Annotated in this window: 15 protein-coding genes and 1 pseudogene; 5 read left to right on the forward strand and 11 right to left on the reverse strand. The window is 73.1% G+C overall.

Annotated elements, in window-relative coordinates:
- Window positions 1-18 precede the first annotated feature (18 nt).
- Complete coding sequence (locus BS83_RS22215; protein WP_051945507.1) at window positions 19-1,209, forward strand: carbohydrate-binding protein; 1,191 nt, start codon at window positions 19-21, stop codon at window positions 1,207-1,209.
- Between the two features lie 119 nt (window positions 1,210-1,328).
- Here the strand turns inward: BS83_RS22215 and BS83_RS22220 are convergent, their stop codons facing one another.
- On the reverse strand, window positions 1,329-2,120 hold the full coding sequence (locus BS83_RS22220; RefSeq protein WP_037605336.1) for an SDR family NAD(P)-dependent oxidoreductase: 792 nt from the start codon (window positions 2,118-2,120) through the stop codon (window positions 1,329-1,331).
- 140 nt (window positions 2,121-2,260) lie between these two features.
- Between BS83_RS22220 and BS83_RS22225 the strand changes: the two are divergent.
- Window positions 2,261-2,883: pseudogene (locus BS83_RS22225) on the forward strand (TetR family transcriptional regulator).
- A gap of 316 nt (window positions 2,884-3,199) precedes the next feature.
- Here BS83_RS22225 and BS83_RS22230 read toward each other — a convergent pair.
- Both BS83_RS22230 and BS83_RS22235 read right to left on the reverse strand, forming a co-directional pair.
- Window positions 3,200-3,415, reverse strand: a complete 216-nt coding sequence (locus BS83_RS22230; RefSeq protein WP_037605337.1) for an acyl-CoA carboxylase subunit epsilon — start codon at window positions 3,413-3,415, stop codon at window positions 3,200-3,202.
- Between the two features lie 10 nt (window positions 3,416-3,425).
- A complete protein-coding gene (locus BS83_RS22235) occupies window positions 3,426-5,009 on the reverse strand; it encodes an acyl-CoA carboxylase subunit beta (protein ID WP_037609638.1) in 1,584 nt (527 codons plus the stop codon).
- A gap of 254 nt (window positions 5,010-5,263) precedes the next feature.
- Between BS83_RS22235 and BS83_RS22240 the strand changes: the two genes are divergently transcribed.
- Window positions 5,264-5,908 (forward strand): hypothetical protein, encoded by a 645-nt coding sequence (locus BS83_RS22240; protein WP_051943603.1) that lies wholly within the window; start codon window positions 5,264-5,266, stop codon window positions 5,906-5,908.
- Window positions 5,909-6,033: 125 nt separating this feature from the next.
- Here BS83_RS22240 and BS83_RS22245 read toward each other — a convergent pair whose 3' ends face one another.
- A complete protein-coding gene (locus BS83_RS22245; RefSeq protein ID WP_037605338.1) occupies window positions 6,034-7,680 on the reverse strand; it encodes an ABC-F family ATP-binding cassette domain-containing protein in 1,647 nt (548 codons plus the stop codon).
- A gap of 859 nt (window positions 7,681-8,539) precedes the next feature.
- On the opposite strand from BS83_RS22245, the gene BS83_RS22250 reads away from it, so the two are divergent.
- The gene (locus tag BS83_RS22250) at window positions 8,540-9,214 is read left to right on the forward strand and encodes a thiol:disulfide interchange protein DsbA/DsbL (protein WP_037605339.1); all 675 of its coding nucleotides are present in this window, start codon (window positions 8,540-8,542) and stop codon (window positions 9,212-9,214) included.
- 21 nt (window positions 9,215-9,235) lie between these two features.
- Here the strand turns inward: BS83_RS22250 and BS83_RS22255 are convergent, their stop codons facing one another.
- Window positions 9,236-10,639, reverse strand: a complete 1,404-nt coding sequence (locus BS83_RS22255) for a hypothetical protein (RefSeq protein ID WP_157597277.1) — start codon at window positions 10,637-10,639, stop codon at window positions 9,236-9,238.
- 284 nt (window positions 10,640-10,923) lie between these two features.
- On the opposite strand from BS83_RS22255, the gene BS83_RS22260 reads away from it, so the two are divergent.
- On the forward strand, window positions 10,924-11,529 hold the full coding sequence (locus BS83_RS22260; RefSeq protein WP_157597278.1) for a DedA family protein: 606 nt from the start codon (window positions 10,924-10,926) through the stop codon (window positions 11,527-11,529).
- Between the two features lie 591 nt (window positions 11,530-12,120).
- Here BS83_RS22260 and BS83_RS22265 read toward each other — a convergent pair.
- From BS83_RS22265 to BS83_RS22290, 6 genes are read right to left on the reverse strand one after another with little or no spacing between them, the layout of a single operon-like run.
- Window positions 12,121-12,996 carry an alpha/beta fold hydrolase gene (locus BS83_RS22265; protein WP_037605341.1) on the reverse strand — a complete coding sequence of 292 codons (876 nt, stop codon included), beginning with the start codon at window positions 12,994-12,996 and terminating at the stop codon, window positions 12,121-12,123.
- Complete coding sequence (locus tag BS83_RS22270; RefSeq protein WP_051943608.1) at window positions 12,993-14,021, reverse strand: branched-chain amino acid ABC transporter permease; 1,029 nt, start codon at window positions 14,019-14,021, stop codon at window positions 12,993-12,995. Before BS83_RS22270 ends, BS83_RS22265 begins: the two co-directional genes overlap by 4 nt.
- Window positions 14,018-14,881 carry a branched-chain amino acid ABC transporter permease gene (locus tag BS83_RS22275; RefSeq protein ID WP_037605342.1) on the reverse strand — a complete coding sequence of 288 codons (864 nt, stop codon included), beginning with the start codon at window positions 14,879-14,881 and terminating at the stop codon, window positions 14,018-14,020. Before BS83_RS22275 ends, BS83_RS22270 begins: the two co-directional genes overlap by 4 nt.
- Window positions 14,881-15,594 (reverse strand): ABC transporter ATP-binding protein, encoded by a 714-nt coding sequence (locus BS83_RS22280; protein WP_198035454.1) that lies wholly within the window; start codon window positions 15,592-15,594, stop codon window positions 14,881-14,883. The genes BS83_RS22275 and BS83_RS22280 overlap by 1 nt, the downstream gene beginning before the upstream one ends.
- Before the next feature lie 44 nt (window positions 15,595-15,638).
- Window positions 15,639-16,400 (reverse strand): ABC transporter ATP-binding protein, encoded by a 762-nt coding sequence (locus BS83_RS22285; protein ID WP_232248452.1) that lies wholly within the window; start codon window positions 16,398-16,400, stop codon window positions 15,639-15,641.
- A 5-nt stretch (window positions 16,401-16,405) separates the two neighbouring features.
- Entirely contained in the window at window positions 16,406-17,647 is a 1,242-nt protein-coding gene (locus tag BS83_RS22290; protein ID WP_037605343.1) for a substrate-binding domain-containing protein, read from the reverse strand.
- Window positions 17,648-17,702 lie beyond the last annotated feature (55 nt).

Raw genomic sequence — 17,702 nt, forward strand, 5'->3', positions numbered from 1 at the left:
GGCGGCCTGATCGCGTCCATGGGCGCCAGCGCCCAGGCCAGTACCACGGCCGCCCTCGGCAACAACTGGTATGCCGCCGCGCCGTATCTGATGCCGCTGGACAACAACCCGCCGAACCCGACCGACGTCATGGCGGCCACCGGCCTGAAGGCCTTCCAACTCGCCTTCATCCTGGCTCCCAACGGCGGCGGCTGCACCCCCACCTGGGGCGGCACCGCGGCGGTCTCCAGCGACACGTCCGTCGCCTCCACCATCGCCTCGATCCGCGCCGCGGGCGGTGACGTCTCGGTCTCCATCGGCGGCTACGGCGGCACCAAGCTCGGCCAGACCTGCTCGACGCCGGCCGCGACCGCCGCCGCGTACCAGCAGGTGATCGACAAGTACGGCCTGCACGCGATGGACTTCGACCTCGAAGAGCCCGAGTACGAGAACACCCAGGCCGTCGCGAACGAGATCGGCGCCGCGCAGATCCTGCAGCAGAACAACCCGGGTCTCTACATCTCGGTGACGACCCCCGGCACCACGTCCGGCACGGGCTGGTTCGGCCAGCAGATGCTCAACCAGGCGAAGTCGGACGGCTTCACGCCGAACAACTTCTCCATCATGCCGTTCGACGGCGGCTTCAACGGCGCGTCGAGCCAGATCTCGGCACTGCAGTCGTTCAACACGCTCCTGATGAACACCTTCGGCTGGAGCAGTGCGACCGCGTACGCGCACGAGGGCATCTCGATGATGAACGGCCGCAGCGACAGCGGCGAGTACTTCTACCAGTCCGACTTCCAGACGGTGCTGAACTTCGCCGAGTCCAACCACATGGCGCGGTACACCTTCTGGTCGATCAACCGCGACCGGCAGTGCACCCCGGCCGACAACAACGGCCAGACGTCGGGCGTCTGCAGCAGCGTGCCGCAGGGCTCCTGGGACTTCACCAAGTACGACGTCCAGTTCGCGGGCGCGACGCCGCCCACCGGCACGCCGAGCGCGTCCGCCTCGCCCTCGCAGTCGGCTTCGGCGTCCGCTTCGCCGTCGCCCTCGTCGAGCAGCGGTGGCGGCGGCAGCTGCTCCGTCGCCGCGTGGAGCGCGACGACCGCCTACAACGGCGGCGCGGTGGTGAGCTACGGCGGCCACAAGTGGACCGCAAAGTGGTGGACCTACGGCGACACCCCCGGTGGCGCGGCGGGTGTCTGGACGGACAACGGGGCCTGCTAGTCCCGTAGTTCGGACAGGATGAGGGGAGGGGGCGGCCCGTTGGGCCGCCCCCTCCTCGTGTTCTCGCGGGGCGGACCCTGGAGGCGGGGCTCAGAGAGGCGGGCCCCGAGAGGCGGGGCTCAGAAGTGCGTGCCGCCGTCGATGCGGATCTCGGTGCCGGTGATGAAGGAGCCGTCCACCGAGCCGAGCATCGCCACGACGCCGGCGACCGCCTCGGGCCCGGCGAAGCCCTGGCCGAGCGCGGGGGCGAGCTTCATGAAGAGGGAGAGGTCCGCGTCGTCCGGCAGGCCGGGGCCGACGTTCTCCCTGCTGGAGCCGCTGCCGTCGGTCATGCCGCTGGAGATCGAGCCGGGCGCGACGGCGACGAAGCGCAGGCCCTGCTTGGCGTACTCGGCCGCGAGCGCGTGCGTCATGGACTGGATGCCGCCCTTGCTCGCCGCGTAGGCCGCCATGTAGGGGTGGGCGAAGCTGGCGGAGGTGGAGCTGAAGTTCACCACGACGGGCGCGTCACCCTGGAGCAGCGCCGGGATGCTCTCGCGGATCATCAGGAAGGTGCCGGTCAGGTTGACGGCGATGACCTTGTTGAAGAGATCCAGGCCGGTCCGGTGGGTGTGCGAGGAGCGCAGGATGCCGGCGGCGTTGACCAGCACGTCCAGCCCGCCGAGGGCGGCGAGCGCGGTGGCGACGGCCTCGCGGACGGACGCCTCGTCGGCGATGTCCACCAGCGCGGTGTGCAGCCGCGACGCGGTGCCCGCGGCGGTGGCGAGCTCGACGGTGGCGGCGAGTCCGGCCCCGTCGACGTCGGCGGCGACCACGTGACCGCCTTCCGCCAGCACGCGCAGGACGGTGGCCTGTCCGATACCGGAGCCACCGCCGGTGATCAGTACTCGACGACCTTCGTAGCGGTTCATGTGCAGCTCCCGTGCCTTGGTGTCTCGACGTCGAACTTCTCGGCGTCAACAGTCACGGTACGCCTTGATGGCACGTTTTGCCATCAAGACAGAGTATGCAGGCGCGTCACTGGTCGCAGTCGACGGCATAGGGTGGTCCCGTGAGCAGCAGTGCCCAGCAACAGCAGCCGTCCCTGACCGAGCGCCGCAAGGCCGCGACCCAGCTCGACATCGCCCGCGCGGCGGCCGAGCTGTTCGCCGAGCGGGGCCGGACGGCACCACGGCGGAGGAGATCGCACAGCGGGCGGGGATCGCGCTGCGCACGTTCTACCGCTACTTCCGAAACAAGGAGGACGCGGTCTCGCCCCTGCTGAGCGCCGGCGGCGCGGACTGGCGCGCGAGGTTGGCGGCGGAGCCGCCGGGCACGGACCTGCGGGACGCGCTGGCGCACGCGGCGCGGCTGTCGCTGACGCCGACGGACGCGGCGGGCGCGGACGCGCTGGAGGGCACGCGGGGTCTGCTGCGGGCGGCGGCGCGGGACGCGGGGCTGCGGGCGGTCTGGTACCGGGTGAACCAGGAGTCCGAGGAACAGCTCACCCCCGTGCTCGCGGGATTCGCGGATCGGGGTGCGCTGGAACTGAGGATGATCGCGGCGGGGGCGACGGACGCGATCCGCCTGGCACTGGAAGCGTGGGCCGAGACCACCGCCCCGGCGCTCGGGCCTGACGGCCCGGCAGCCCTGGCGGAGACGTGCATGCGCCGGCTCCTGCGGTGGCTGGACTGACGGCGGGCGCGTTGACGGACTCATGGCGCGCGAGCGTGCAGTTGCACTGCCTCAGGGGCGCGGGGAACTGCGCGAGCGACCACCCTGCGCGGATGGCCCTGCGCGTTGAGGACCATCAGCATGCCAGTGGCTTGTCGCGCAGTTCCCCGCGCCCCTGATAGTGCAGCCAGCCCTCAGTTGGGAGGTCCCGCGCACGCGCGCCAGAGGCGCGCGGTTCCTCGCGCCCCTGATAGTGCAGCCAGCCCTCAGTTGGGAGGTCCCGCGCCCGCGCGCCGGAGGCGCGCGGTTTCTCGCGCCCCCGGGGACGGGCTTTCCGTCAGCGCCAGCTGACGGGGTTGCGGTAGTTGGTGACGCGCTCGAGGCGGCGCCAGCGGGCCTGGGGGTGGCGGTTGCCGTGGGCGAAGCGCGGCTCGGGGAGACGGGCCGCGGCCGCCGCGCGGGCCATGAGGACGGCGGTGAGCGCGGCGAGCTCGTCGTCGGCCAGTTCGCCCTTGACGATCTGGACCATCGGAGAGGTGCTGACGGAGGTCATCGTTGCCTTCCTACTGCGGGGGGTTGCCGTGCTTGCGGGCAGGGAGATCGGCGTGCTTGGTGCGGAGCATCTGCAGGGAGCGGATGAGCACCTCGCGGGTGGCGGCCGGGTCGATCACGTCGTCGACCAGACCGCGCTCGGCGGCGTAGTAGGGGTGCATCAGTTCGTCCTTGTACTGCTGCACCATCTCGACCCGCTTCGCCTCCGGGTCGTCCGCGGCGGCGATGTCGCGGCGGAAGATGACGTTCGCTGCGCCTTCGGCGCCCATCACCGCGATCTCGTTCGTCGGCCACGCGAACGCCAGGTCCGCGCCGACCGACCGCGAGTCCATCACGATGTACGCGCCGCCGTACGCCTTGCGCAGCACCAGCGAGATCCGCGGCACCGTCGCGTTGCAGTACGCGTACAGCAGCTTCGCGCCGTGGCGGATGATGCCGCCGTGCTCCTGGTCGACGCCCGGAAGGAAGCCGGGCACGTCCAGCAGGGTCACCAGCGGGATGTTGAACGCGTCGCACATCTGCACGAAGCGCGCGGCCTTCTCGCTCGCGTGGATGTCCAGCACCCCCGCCAGCGACTGCGGCTGGTTCGCCACGATGCCGACGACCTGGCCGTCGAGCCGGGTCAGCGCGCAGATCACGTTGGTGGCCCAGCGCTCGTGGACCTCCATGAACTGGCCCTCGTCGGCGATCTCGGCGATGACCTTGCGCATGTCGTACGGGCGGTTGCCGTCGGCCGGGACCAGGTCCAGCAGCGCCTCGCAACGCCGGTCGAACGGGTCCTCGGTCGGCTCGACCGGCGGGGTCTCCCGGTTGTTCTGCGGCAGCAGCGACAGCAGGAAGCGGACCTCCTCCAGGCAGGTGCGCTCGTCGTCGTAGGCGAAGTGCGAGACCCCGGATACCTCCGAGTGCACGTCCGCACCGCCGAGCCCGTTCTGGGAGATCTTCTCGCCGGTCACCGCCTGGACCACGTCCGGGCCGGTGATGAACATCTGCGAGGTCTCGCGGACCATGAACACGAAGTCGGTCAGCGCCGGCGAGTACGCCGCGCCGCCCGCGCACGGGCCCAGCATCACGCTGATCTGCGGGATCACGCCCGAGGCCCGCGTGTTGCGCTGGAAGATGCCGCCGTAGCCGGCGAGCGCGGTGACGCCCTCCTGGATACGCGCGCCCGCGCCGTCGTTCAGCGAGACCAGCGGGGCGCCGGCCGCGATGGCCATGTCCATGATCTTGTGGATCTTCTGCGCGTGGGCCTCGCCCAGCGCGCCGCCGAAGATCCGGAAGTCGTGCGCGTAGACGAACACGGTGCGGCCGTGGACGGTGCCCCATCCGGTGATCACACCGTCGGTGTAGGGCTTCTTCGCCTCCAGGCCGAACCCGACGGCCCGGTGCCGGCGCAGCGGCTCGACCTCGCTGAACGAACCCTCGTCGAGCAGCAGGGCGATCCGCTCGCGCGCGGTCAGCTTGCCCTTCGCGTGCTGCGCCTCGGTCGCCGCCTGGCTCGGGCCCGCGAGCACCTGCTCACGGATCGCGGCCAGCTCGACGACGCGACCCTTCGAGTCACTCGCGGCCACGGGGGCCTCACGCAGGACGGTCATCCAGAACACTCCAAGGTCATTGCGGAACGGTCCACCGCTGCGAAGGCGAACCAGCTCTCCTCTACGACCCTACGAGGGGGAGCGAGCGATACAGGGGTGCGACTCTGTACAAGACCTGAGCCCTGTTCCTGGTGGGGGTGCACAGGAGTGCTCCCCGGTCACCTGCGGAGCGGCAAGGTCTCCGTTGGGCCGCAATCCCATGAAGGGGTCAAGAATTCATCCGTTCCTCACAAAGAACCCCTAAGGTTCCGCGCATGACGACTCCTGGTCCCACCACCCCGAACAGTCCCAGTGGCATCGCCGGCATCGGCGGGGTCTCTTCCGTCGAGCCCACGGACGAGCCCACTGTGACCGCCGGCACCGAGACGGTCTCGCTCGCCGTCGGTCAGAAGAAGGCCTGGTCACCGCGGCCCAACGAGGTGCTCAGCCCCGAGCAGAAGGAGCTGGACGAGCTCACCGACGATGAGCTCGAGGCCCTGACCGAGCAGAGCGTCTCCACCGGCGTCCTCGGCGGCGCGGCCGCGGTGGTCTCCGCGGCGCTCGGCCTGGTCTCGATCAGCGGCACCTTCCTGAGCACGGTCATCCAGCAGCGCCAGGGCGTCATAGGCCAGCTCGCCGGAAAGACGACGGCCGACGTCTTGAAGGCCTCCTACAACACGGCCTGGCACCGGATGGCCGAGTGGAACGGGCTTTTCGCGCTCGTCGCGGTCCTCGTCGGCGCGGTCACCGTCTTCGGCGCCACCTTCCTCTCCTCCAAGCAGGTCCCCGGCTGGGTCCGCGCGGTGGCCTGGGCGGGCATCGTGCTCGGCCTGGTCGGCCTGTTCATCTCCGGCGCGATCTACTTCGACTGGTTCATGCCGCAGCTGAAGGCCCCGGCCGCCACCGGCACCACGGGCTGACCCCGGGACCGCTCCCGTACTCCTCCACCGGCTCGACCCTGCCCCGAGCCGACGCGACCGGCCTGCTCCCCGACCGACGACGGTCGGGGAGCAGGCCGATGCGTTTGCGTGCCCCGCCTCTCGGATCAGCCCGCGGGCTCGGCGGTGCGCTCCAGCCGGAGGGTCCGGTCGATGCCGAGCTCGTCCAGGAAACGCGGGTCGTGGCTGACCACGATCAGCGCGCCCCGGTAGCCCGCCAGCGCCGTGGCGAGCTGCCGCACTCCGGCCAGGTCGAGGTTGTTGGTCGGCTCGTCCAGCAGCAGGAGCTGCGGAGCGGGCTCGGCCAGCAGCAGCGCCGCCAGCGTGGCGCGGAAGCGTTCGCCCCCGGAGAGGGTGCCCACCTGCTGGTCCGCGCGCCCGGCCCGAAAGAGGAACCGGGCCAGTCGGGCGCGCAACGCGTTCTCGGTCGCCTGCGGAGCGAACCGGGCCGCGTTCTCGAAGACGCTCAGCTCGTCGTCGAGCAGGTCCAGCCGCTGGGGCAGGTAGCGCAGCGGGACCGGGGCGTGCACCTCCCCGGTGAGCGGTGCGAGCTCGCCCACGATGGTGCGCAGCAGCGTGGTCTTGCCGCTGCCGTTGGGGCCGAGCAGCGCGAGCCGCTCGGGTCCACGCAGCTCCAGGTCGATCCGCGGTCCTCCCTCCTCCCCCGCTGCCGGAGAGGCGTGGGCGAGGCGCAGGCCGGTCAGGGCGAGCACCGTGCGACCGGCCGGGACCTCGGTCGCGGGCAGGTCGACGCGGATCTCGTCGTCGTCCCGCACCGCGAGCTCGGCGGCGGACAGCCGCTCCCGGGCGGCCTCGACCTTCTCCTCGTGTTCGTTGCGCAGGCGTCCGGCCGCGACCTGGGCGGTGCGCCGACGGTCGTTCATGATGATCTTCGGCTCGCGCTTCGTCTCGTACATCTTCTGGCCGAAGCGCTTGCGGCGCGCCAACTTGACCTGGGTGTCCTCCAGTTCACGACGCTGACGGCGCAGGTCGCCCTCGGCGGCGCGGACCGTGCGCTCGGCCGCCTCCTGAGTGACGGCGAGGGCCTCCTCGTAGGCGGTGAAGTTCCCGCCGAACCAGGTGACCTCGCCCTCGCGCAGTTCGGCGACCCGGTCCACCAGGTCCAGCAGCGTGCGGTCGTGGCTGACGACGACCAGCGTGCCGCGGAAGCCGGTGACCGCCGCGTAAAGCCGCTCGCGCGCCCGCGAGTCGAGGTTGTTGCTGGGCTCGTCGAGCAGCAACACCTTCGGGCGCCGCAGCAGTTGCCCCGCGAGCCCGAGCAGCACCGCCTCGCCGCCGGACAGCTCGCCGAGCCGCCGGTCCAGCCCGAGGTGGCCGAGGCCGAGCCGGTCGAGCTCGGCGTGGGCGCGCTCCTCGACGTCCCAGTCCTCGCCCACGGCTTCGTAGTTGGCCTCCGTCGCCTCCCCGCGCTCGATGGCCCGCAGCGCGCCGCGGGTCTCGGCGATGCCGAGCGCGACGTCGACGGGCAGCGTCGCGTCGAGCGGCAGGTGCTGCGGCAGATAGCCGAGCGTGCCCTGGACGCGGACGCGGCCGGAGTCCGGCTGCAGGTCCCCGGCGATCAGCCGGATCAGGGTGGACTTGCCGCTGCCGTTCCGGCCGACCAGGCCGGTACGGCCGGAGCCGACGGCGAGGTCGAGACCGCTGAGCAGGGGGACGCCGTCGGGCCAGGAGTACTCCAGGCCGGTGCAGACGATCGAGGCGGTGGGGGTGGAGAGTTGGTCGGTGTGATGCATACGGGCAGCTCCCGGTGTCGGTGGGTGGTCCAGCGGCACGGTGGGAGACACGGGAATCCGACCAGGCGCGACGCGCACGAGGTGCACGGCGCCGGCGCATGGGGCGGCACCCGGCCAGGAACGGCGGCGGCGCGCGGGCATGCGAAAGCCGCCCGGATGATCAGGGTTCGCGGCACGGCTGGCTGAGGTCGGGACGTGTCTCCGAGCTCAGCAAAGCAACGGCCTACTCCTGTCGGGCGGCGATGAGTACGCGTTCCACGGTAGACGGGGGCGGAGGGGGCCGCAACGGAATTAAGCAGCGGGGCCGCGGGGCGGGCCACCACGGGCGAGCGCCGGCGCGGGCGCGCCGCGGGCGCGGAGCCGGTCGGGCGCGAGCGGGGTCGCGGGCCGGACTCGGAATGAGGCACCCGGCCGCGGGGTCAGGCCACCACGGGCGATCGCCGACTCAGGCCTGGACCGGCCGCGGGCGCGGCCCGGACCCGGCGCGGGCACGGCGCGGGCGCGGCGCTGGTCGCGCGAGATCGGGGATGCTGGCTGGACTCGGAATGAGGCACCGAGCCGCGGGGCAAGCCGCCGCAGGCGGTCTCCGGCCCCGCCCGGACCCGGCGCAGCACGCAGTTGGTCGGACGAGGACGGGCGCGAGCGGAGTCTCGGGCCGGGAGTGGGCCGGGTCGGGGTCAGGTCCGGGTCGGGGCGGCCCGGGCTGCGGATCGAGCGTGGGTCCGGCTGGGAGAGGCCGTAAGCCGGGCGGTGGGGTCGTCATCCGAACGGGGCGACAGTCGGCCCCGTTCGAGCGAAAGCGGGTCGGCGTCGCCGTGTCAGCGGGGCGTGGGCGCGGCGGGCTTGCCATGGTGCGGGAATGCGCGTACTGATCCGGTTGGCCCTGGCCGCCGCCACCTGCACCTCGCTGCTCGCCGCGGCGCCCGCGCCCGCGCCCGCGCCCGCCTCGATGGGCTCCGACACGTCGACCGCCGCCGCGACCCCGGCCGAGGGCGCGCAGTACGTCCGGCTCGCCCAGCCGGTCAAGACCTCGCCGCGCGAGGTCGTCGAGGTGTTCTGGTACAACTGCCCACACTCCTACCAGCTGGAGCAGCCGCTCGACGACTGGGCGGCTCGGCAGAACCCGCCCGTCGTCGTGCGCCGGATCCCCGCCGCGTGGCCGGACAAGCCGGTGATGATGGCCTACGCCAAGCTCTACTACACGCTGGACAAGCTCGGCGTCGCGCAGCGCGAGGCGATCCCGGTCTTCCGCGCGGTCCGGGACCAGGGCATGGATCTGACCAACGAGACGGCCGTGCTGTCCTGGGCGGCCGACAACGGGCTGGACCCGAACGCGGTCAAGGACGCCTACGAGTCGCAGCAGGTCGCCGACGAGACCCGGGCCGCGCCCGCCCTGCGGGACAAGTACCAGGTGAACGAGATGCCCAGCGTCGTCGTCGGCGGGACCTACCGCACCTCGCCGTTCATGACCGCCAACGGCGTACCCGGCACGGTCCCGGTCGTCGACTACCTCTACCGACGGGCCCACGGCTAGACCGCGGTCCTGTTCGACGGCTCAGCTGTACTCGCGCAGCCGGGGTCCGACCCCGGCCAGGACCAGCAGCAGCGCACTGCCGAGCAGCACGGCCGCGACGCCGGGCCAGGCCGTGAGGTCGTCCTCGGCCGCCGCCGCGTGCGCGGAGAACGCGGCGGTGTCGCCGGCCGCCGACTGGTCCAGGTGGAGCGCGAAATCGTAGTAGGCGAAGGCGACGTCGTCGCGGGCGACGCCGGTGAGTCGGAGCGCGGCCTCGTTGACGTCCCCGCCACCGGCGACCGAGCGCAGCGTGCCGTCGGCGGCCAGGTAGGCGGCGAAGCGCTGCCGGACCGTGTCCGACCCCGGCGAGGTGTCCGCCGCGAGCAGCCGGCGCACCTGGTCCGCGTCGGAGGTGAACGCGGCGCCCAGCAGCGGCCGGTAGTCCTCGTCGACGACCCAGCGGCTCTGCCGCGCCTCCGCGTCGGCCGCCGCGACGGAGGCCTGGGCGAGCCCGGCGTAGGGGGTGTAGCCGCGAGTGACCGCGTCCTGGACCGCGGCGCCGGACCCGGCCATGGCCGAGGTGGTGCCCACGAGCAGCGCCAGCACGGCCGCGGTCCCGGCGAGCAGCGGCAGGTTGAGGACGCGTCGGTGGCGCACCGCCAGGTCGCGCTGCCACCACAGCAGCACGAGCACCGCGGCGGCCCCGACGAGGCCGAGGAGGGCCGCGTAGCGCAGGGCCGCGCCGCGGGCGGCGTCCCGGTCGTGGCCGACCTGCTCGTCCGCCTGCGCGAGCAGGGCCTTCACCTGGGGCAGCAGCGTGCTCTGGAGCAGGCTGTCGGCCTGCGCGTAGGTGTCGACGGCCACCGGCAGCGGATGCCCGACGACCGGCTGGGCCTGGGTGCCGACCGCGTACTCCTCGGTGCCGGTCCAGGCGTCGTAGAGGGCCAGCGAGTCGAGCAGCCCCTGCACGTCGGTCGGCCCCGCGGGCCCGGCGGACGCCGCGAGTCGGGCCAGCGCGCGGTGTGCGGCACGCTGGTCCGCCTGCGCGGTCAGCGAGGCCAGGACGCCGTCGTCGACCAGGACCGGCCCGGCGCCGGGGTCCCCGGAGGGGACGGCGGAGTAGCCGACGACGAGCGACTTGGCGCGCTGGGCGTCCAGGTCGGACAGCGCCTGCATGAGCTGGGCGGCCGCGACGGCGCGCGGCTCGGAGACGTCGACGAGTTCGTGGACGCGCGCGGAGGTGTCGGAGAACCCCACCAGGGCGAGTGCGAGCAGCGCCGCGACGAGCAGCATGGCCGCTGCCGCCTGGGCGCGCAGTCGCAGGACCGGCCCGCCGGAGCGCGGCAGCCTGATGCCTGGTCTGCCGGCTGTGGGCCCGCTCGGCGGGTCCAGGTCCGGCCGCGGTGTGGCCGACGGCGCGGCGGGCGGCTGGAGAATGGCGGTCACGGTGACGAGGGTAGGAAGCGTGTGCGTCACCGAGCTGACGGGAAGTCAGCCGAATGGTGAACGCGGTGTCACGATGCGACAGCGGAGGGTCCGGAACCGGCGCCGACGGCCGAACTCCCAGGCTTTACCCAGGTAAGAAGGCCGTGATCTGGGTCACCAGGGGCGGCTTCGGGTGTGATCATGTGACCGGCTAGCGTTGTTCGTCGACAAGCGGCACGGTACCGGGGGCGAACCGAGCGGATCTTTAGTGGGACACAAGTGACGACGACAAGGGAGCTGGAAGCGTGAGTGGGGTGCTTGCCTTCCTGGGATCGTCGTGGTTCCTCCTCGCCGCGCTGCTGGCCGTCTTCTCCGACGCCTTCGTGCCGTTCGTGCCGAGCGGCACGGTGGTGGTCGCCGCCGTGCTGGAGTCCGGCGAGACGCACACGCCGCTGCCGGTGCTGGCCGGGGGTGTGGCGCTGGCCTCCTTCGCCGCGGACCTGGTCCTGCTGCGGCTCGCGCGCAGGGGCGCGGGCCGCGCACGCCGCTGGCTCGAACGGCGGGCCGGAACGGCGGACGCGGCGGCGTCGGTGCTGCGCGCGCTGGAGCGGAAGACCGCGCGGACGGTCATCGTGGCCCGCTTCGTGCCTGGCGGCCGCTCGGTGCTGGACCTCGCGGTCGGCACGGCGGCACGCCCCCCGCGACGGTTCATCCGGTGGTCCGCGGTGTCGGCGACGATCTGGGCGACGTACATCGTCGGCATGGGGTGGCTGAACGAGCACGCGTTCAACACGTTCTGGCTGAGCTTCGCGGTCTCCTGCGCGGCGACCACCACGATCAGCGCGCTCGTCGCCCGCCGCGTCGCGCGCCACCGCGCCCGCACGCGAGCGGAGCTCGCCGAAGCGGCGTAAGCCGCTTCCTTCTTGTGGGGCGCGCGAGGCCACCCCGCCGCAGGCTCTTCTCCGACGCAGCCCGTTGCAACCTCCAGGGGCGCGGGGAACTGCGCGAGCAGCCACCCCGTGCGGACGGCCCTGCACGGTGAGGACCATCCGCATGCGGGTGGCTTTGCGCGCAGTTCCCCGCGCCCCTGGTGGTGCAACTGGCCCCTTGTCGGTAAAGCCCGCGTCCGCGCGGCTTGGCCGCGCAGTTCCCCGCGCCCCTGACGTGGTGCAACTCACCCGCTGCCCGAAAGCCCGCGCCCGCCCGACGGAGGCGCGCAGTTCCCCGCGCCCCTGGTGGTGCCACCGGCCCCTTGTCGGTAAAGCCCGCGTCCGCGCGGCTTGGCCGCGCAGTTCCCCGCGCCCCTGACGTGGTGCAACTCACCCTCCGCCCGAAAGCCCGCGCCCGCCCGACGGAGGCGCGCAGTTCCCCGCGCCCCTGGTGGTGCCACCGGCCCCTTGTCGGTAAAGCCCGCGTCCGCGCGGCTTGGCCGCGCAGTTCCCCGCGCCCCTGGCCCAGTGCAACTCACCGTCCGCCCGAAAGCCCGCGCCCGCCCGACGGCGTCAGCCCTGGAGCAAGGCCTCGGCGATCCGGAGGGCCGGGGCGGGTGCGGTCAGGACGGTGTAGTGGTTGGTGTCGGGGATCACGTCGAAGGGGACGCGGTCGGTGTCCAGGCCGGCGGCAGCCACGCGGGGGGCGTCGAGGAGGGCCTGGGGTTCGTCGAAGAGGCCGCGTTCGGCCAGCAGCAGGCGGGTCCTGGGGGCGAGGTCGTGGACCGCGGCGAGGACTTCGTCCTCGAAGAGGCCCGCGCCGTCGGCGCGGATCGCCGGGAGGACGCAGGAGGAGCGCAGCGTCGGCTCCTTCCCCGTCAGGTCGCGTTGGACGTACGCGTCGACCAGGTCCGACCACCCGCCGCCCACGGCGGGATGCGCCTGCCAGAACGCGCGGTACGCCTCCCGTGACGCGAAGGTCATCGACAGCCGCGTCATCGCCGGCCCGATCACCGCCGTCAGCAGCTCGTCGCCGGAAAGACCCGGCGGCGGCGGGAAGCCGACGCCGCCGTCGACCAGCAGCACCGAGCTGAACAGCTTCGGGCGCCGCGCGGCCGCCAGCGCGGCCACGAACGCGCCCATCGAATGGCCCGTCAGGGCCACGGGGCCGCCGCCCGCCAGCGCCTCGACGACCGCCGCCGCGTCCGCCGCGTGCGCGGCGATGCCCCAGGGCCCGGTCACCCCCGCGCTGCGGGCGCGGCCGCGCAGGTCCGGTGCGAGGAGGGTCGCCCGGCCCGCCAGCGCCTCGGCGACCGCGCCCCAGGCCAGGCCGTTGGCCGTGATGCCGTGCAGGGCGAGGACGACCGGCGCGTCCGGCGTGGTCGCGCGCCACCGCAGCACCGCCAGCTCGCCGCCCTCCACCGGGACGGTCAGCTCCTCGTGACTCATGCCCGAGCCCTCCTCAGCCGCGCGGGCAGACCCGCCACTCCGCCCGGCAACGCGTAGACGACGATCACGAACAGCACCCCCAGCAGGAACAGGGGCTGCGACAGCGGAACCCGCAGCGCCGAGGGCAGGCCGGCGATCGTGTCGGAGCCGGCGAGCCCCGCGAGCCGGTGCTGCGCCCAGGTGTAGAGCACGCCGCCGACCAGCGGGCCCCAGCGCGTGCCCGAGCCGCCCAGGATGACCATCACCAGCAGCGACAGCGTGAAATCCGAGCTCGTCGCCTGCGGCGTCGCGCCACCGGTCAGCAGCAGGTAGACGATGCCGCCGAGCGCGGCCAGCGTGCCGGCCAGCACGAAGGCGACCAGCTTGAAGCCGTAGGGGCGCAACCCCAGCACCTCGACCCGGCGTTCGTTCTCCCTGATGCCCTCCCAGACCCGGCCGATCGGCGAGCGGACCGCCCACTGCACGGCGGCCAGCGTCAGCACCAGGTAGGCCAGGGCGATCCAGTACAGGTTCGCGGTGTGCTGGATGCCGACCAGCCAGCCCGGCAGGCCGGTCGCGGCCAGGCCCTCCTCGCCTCCGGTGACCCCGCCGGGATCGCGCTGGACCAGGATCGAGCCGGCCTGGGCGAAGGCCAGGGTGACCATGGCGAAGCCGATTCCACTCATCCGCAGGCTGACCGCGCCGAGGAGCGCGGAGAGCGCCGCACCCGCCAGCAGCCCGAGTCCGGCCGCCGTCCAGAAGCCGAGCCCGGCCGAGGTCAGCAGCAGGTCGGTGGCGTAGGTGCCGGAGGCGAAGTAGAGCGCGTGGCCGAAGGAGAGCAGGCCGGTGCGGCCCAGCAGCAGGTCGTAGCCGGTGGCCAGGGCCCCGAAGACCAGGCAGAGGGCCAGCAGTTGCAGACTGCCGGGACTGCCGATCGGGCCGTCGAGCAGGCCGGGCAGCGGCAGCGCGCTGTAGGGGACGACCGCGAGGACGACCAGCCCGAGGGCAGGCCACCAGCGGCGCAGGACGTTGACGAGCGGGTTCACGCGAGCCTCCCGGTCAGGCCGCTGGGCCGCACCAGCAGCAGCGCGGCGAGCATGGCGACCACGGCCAGGTCGCCCAGGCCGGAGGTCGTGTAGTAGTTGGCGAACTGCTGGACCAGCCCGACCACGACGCAGGCGAGCGCCGCGCCGCCGACCGAGCCGAGGCCGCCCATCACCACGACGACGAAGCCGAAGATCAGCAGGGAGCTGCCCTGGGTCGGGTCGACGGAACCGAAGTAGAGCCCGGCCAGCGCCCCGGCGAGGGAGGCGGCCGCGCCGCCGATGGCGAAGACCAGGGTGAAGGCCTTGCGCACGTCGATGCCGAGCGCGGTCACCATGGCCCGGTCCTCGACGCCGGCCCGGACCACGAGCCCGTGCCGGGTGCGGCCGAGGAACAGCTTGAGGGCGAGCAGCACCAGCAGCGCGGCGCCGACGAGCACCAGCCGGTTGACCGGAACGGCCGCGCCGAGCACGGTGAAGGTGCCCGCGAGCGCGCCCGGCACCGGGAAGGTGCGGGCGTCGGCGCCCCAGATCGCGGAGAGCAGCGCGGGGACCGCGAGCCCGACCCCGACCGTGGCCAGCACCTGCTCGCGCGGACGCTGGTAGAGCGGGCGGATCAGGCCGAGTTCGAGCGCGACGGAGGCGAGGGTGCCGACGCCGGTGCCGAAGAGCAGCGCAAGCGGGTAGCCGAAACCGTTGCTCGCACCCCACCAGGCGGCGTACGCGCCGATGGAGAGCAGCGCGCCGTGGGCGAAGTTGAGCACGTCCATCAGGCCGAAGATGAGCGAGAGCCCGGACGCGACCAGGAAGTAGAGCGCTCCGAGGCCGAGGCCGGTCATGGTGAGCAGGACGACGGTTGCCATCAGCGGTCTCCTCCCGTGGCGGGGGTGTGGACCCGGCGGCCGACGCCGAGGAGGCTGCGGGAGGCGTCGGGGTCCGCGAGCAGTTCGGCGGCCGGGCCGGCGTGGGCGGTGCGACCGTCGGCCAGGACGACGCAGTGCTGGGCCAGGCGACGTACCAGCGCCAGGTTCTGCTCGACGAGCAGGACCGGGACGGCCTGCGCGGCGCGCTCCAGCGCGACGGCGACCTCGGTGACGATGCGCGGCGCGAGGCCCTTGGTCGGCTCGTCCGCGATGATCAGGCGGTTGCCGCGGTTGAGCAGGGTCCGCCCGATGGCGACCATCTGCTGCTGGCCGCCCGACAGCGTGCCCGCGGCCTGCCGGGCGCGCTGCCTGAGCTCGGGGAACAGCTCGTGGACCAGGTCGTAGGCGGGATCGGGGTCGCGCTCGGCCAGTCGCAGGTTCTCGGCGACGGTCAGCGCGGCGAAGATCCCGCGGTCCTCGGGGACGTAGCCGATGCCCCGGCGCACGAGTTGATGTGTCGCCAGGTCGACGGTCTCGACGCCGTCGTAGCGCACCGAGCCGCTGCGGGGCAGCAGGCCGAGGACGCCGCGCACGGTGGTGGTCTTGCCCGCGCCGTTGCGTCCCAGCAGCGCGGTGACGCCGCTGGGGGCGACGTCGAGGTCGACGCCGTGCAGGATGTGGCGGCCGCCGATCACGACCTTGAGGTCGCGCACGGCCAGCAGCGGGGCGGGCGTCGCGGCGGACGCGCTGGTCGCGGTCACAGGCTCTCCCCCAGGTAGGCGAGTTGCACGGTCTCGTCGGCCATCACCGTGTCCGGCACGTCCAGGGCGAGCAGCGTGCCGTGGTGCATGACGGCGAGGCGGTCGGCGAGGCCGAGCAGCACGTCCATGTGGTGCTCCACCATCAGCACGGTGCGGCCCTCGTCGCGGTGGAGCGAGCGGATCAGCTCGGTCAGCGCGGGGACCTCCTCGGCGCTGACGCCGGCCATCGGCTCGTCGAGCAACATCACCCTCGGGTCGCCGACGAGCAGCACGGCCAGCTCCAGCTTCCGCTTCTCGCCGTGCGAGAGGGAGCCGGCCAGGGCGTCGGCGCGGTCGGCGAGGCCGGTGCGGTCCAGCGTCGCGGTGACCTCGGCGTCGTAGCGGCGGGCGCGCCGCCAGAGCGCGAAGGAGCCGCCCTGGGCGGCCTGCGCGGCCAGCCGGACGTGGTCGGCGGCGGTCAGTCCCGGCCAGAGGCTGGAGGTCTGGAAGGTGCGGCCGAGCCCGCGGCGGGCGCGGGCGTGCGGGGCGAGCCCGGTGATGTCCGCGCCGTCCAGCGCGATGCTCCCGCGCGAGACCGGGCTGAGGCCGCTGATCAGGTTGAACAGGGAGGTCTTGCCCGCCCCGTTGGGGCCGATGAAGGCGAGGAACTCGCCCTCGTGGACCTCCAGCGAGACGTCGTCCAGGATCACCGCGCCGCCGACGCTCCACCCCACCTCGGTGAGGGAGAGCACCGGCGGCGCCGTCGGTGCGGTGGTCACCCGGCTCAGCCCGCCATCGTCCTGGCCGGGGGCGCGACCTGGTCGGCCGTCAGGGTCGCCAGCAGCTTGGGCGCGGCGGCGGCCCCGGTGCCGGTCAGGGTGGCCTGGAACATGGGCTGCAGCAGCGCGTGGTCGGCGGCCCTGACCTGCTCCTGACCCTCGGGGCCGGCGAAGCTCCAGCCCTCCAGGGCCTTGACCATCGCGCCGGTGTCGCTGTCGCTGGCCTCGATCGCGTGGACGACCATCATCGCGGCGGTGAAGCCGTCGGGCGAGAAGAGGTCGGGGGTGCCACCGGACTTCTTGATTCCGTTGATCATCGCCGTCTCGACCGGGTTGCCGCCGCCGGCGCCGGGGAAGTAGTGGGCCAGGAAGGACACCTTGGTCCCGGCGTCGCCGAAGATCGGGTAGGAGGTGTTGCCGGCCAGGCCGGTGACGACCTTGGTGGAGCCCAGCACGCCCTGCTGGTTCAGCGCCGTCCACAGCGCGGGCGCGGTAGAGCCGGCCCAGGCGACGTAGACCAGGTCGGCCCCGGCGGACCGCACCTGGCGGGCGAAGGGCGTCAGGTCGGTCGCGCTCGGTGGCGCGAGCACCGAGGAGACGTGCGCGCCCTTGGCGCCGAGCACGGCGGTGACGGCCTTGACGTTGGCCTGGCCGAAGGCGCTGTCCTGGGCCAGCACCAGGATCTTCTTCCCCTTCGGGTCGCCGACGAAGGAGCCCGCGGCGGCGATGTCCTGGTAGCTCTCGCGGCCGGAGCGGAAGGTGTACTTGTTGACGCCGGTCAGCGCGTCGGTGGCGGCCGGCCCGGAAATGTAGAGGATCTGGTTCTGTGCGGCCAGCGGCGCGAGCTGGAGGCCGATGCCGGAGTCGACGGTGCCGGCGATGATCTTGACGCCCTTGCCGATCAGGTCCTTGGCGTCGGCGACGGCGGTGGCCGGGTCACCGGTGTCGTCCTGCTCGGACAGCACGATCTGATGGCCGTTCACCTTGCCGGTGCCGTGGGTGGCGTAGTCGAGTCCGGCCTGGAAGCCCTGCTCGTACTGCTTGCCGTAGTCCGCCAGCAGCCCGGTCTTGGAGAAGAGCAGCCCGACCTTGACCGGCGCGGCGGACGAGCCGCCGCCCGACTGGGCGGTGCCGGCCGAGGCGCAGCCGGCGAGCAGCGCAGTGGCGGCTGCCGCCGCGGCGAGGGCGACGGCGCTTCTACGGCGGGAGGGCCGGTCGGCGAGGTGGTGGCGGTCGGCGTTGGTCATGGCTGCGGCTCCCTGGCCCTGCGTTCGTCACTGAGTGGATGCCGGAACGGTAGGA

This window comes from Streptacidiphilus rugosus AM-16, assembly GCF_000744655.1.
Lineage (GTDB): Bacteria > Actinomycetota > Actinomycetes > Streptomycetales > Streptomycetaceae > Streptacidiphilus > Streptacidiphilus rugosus.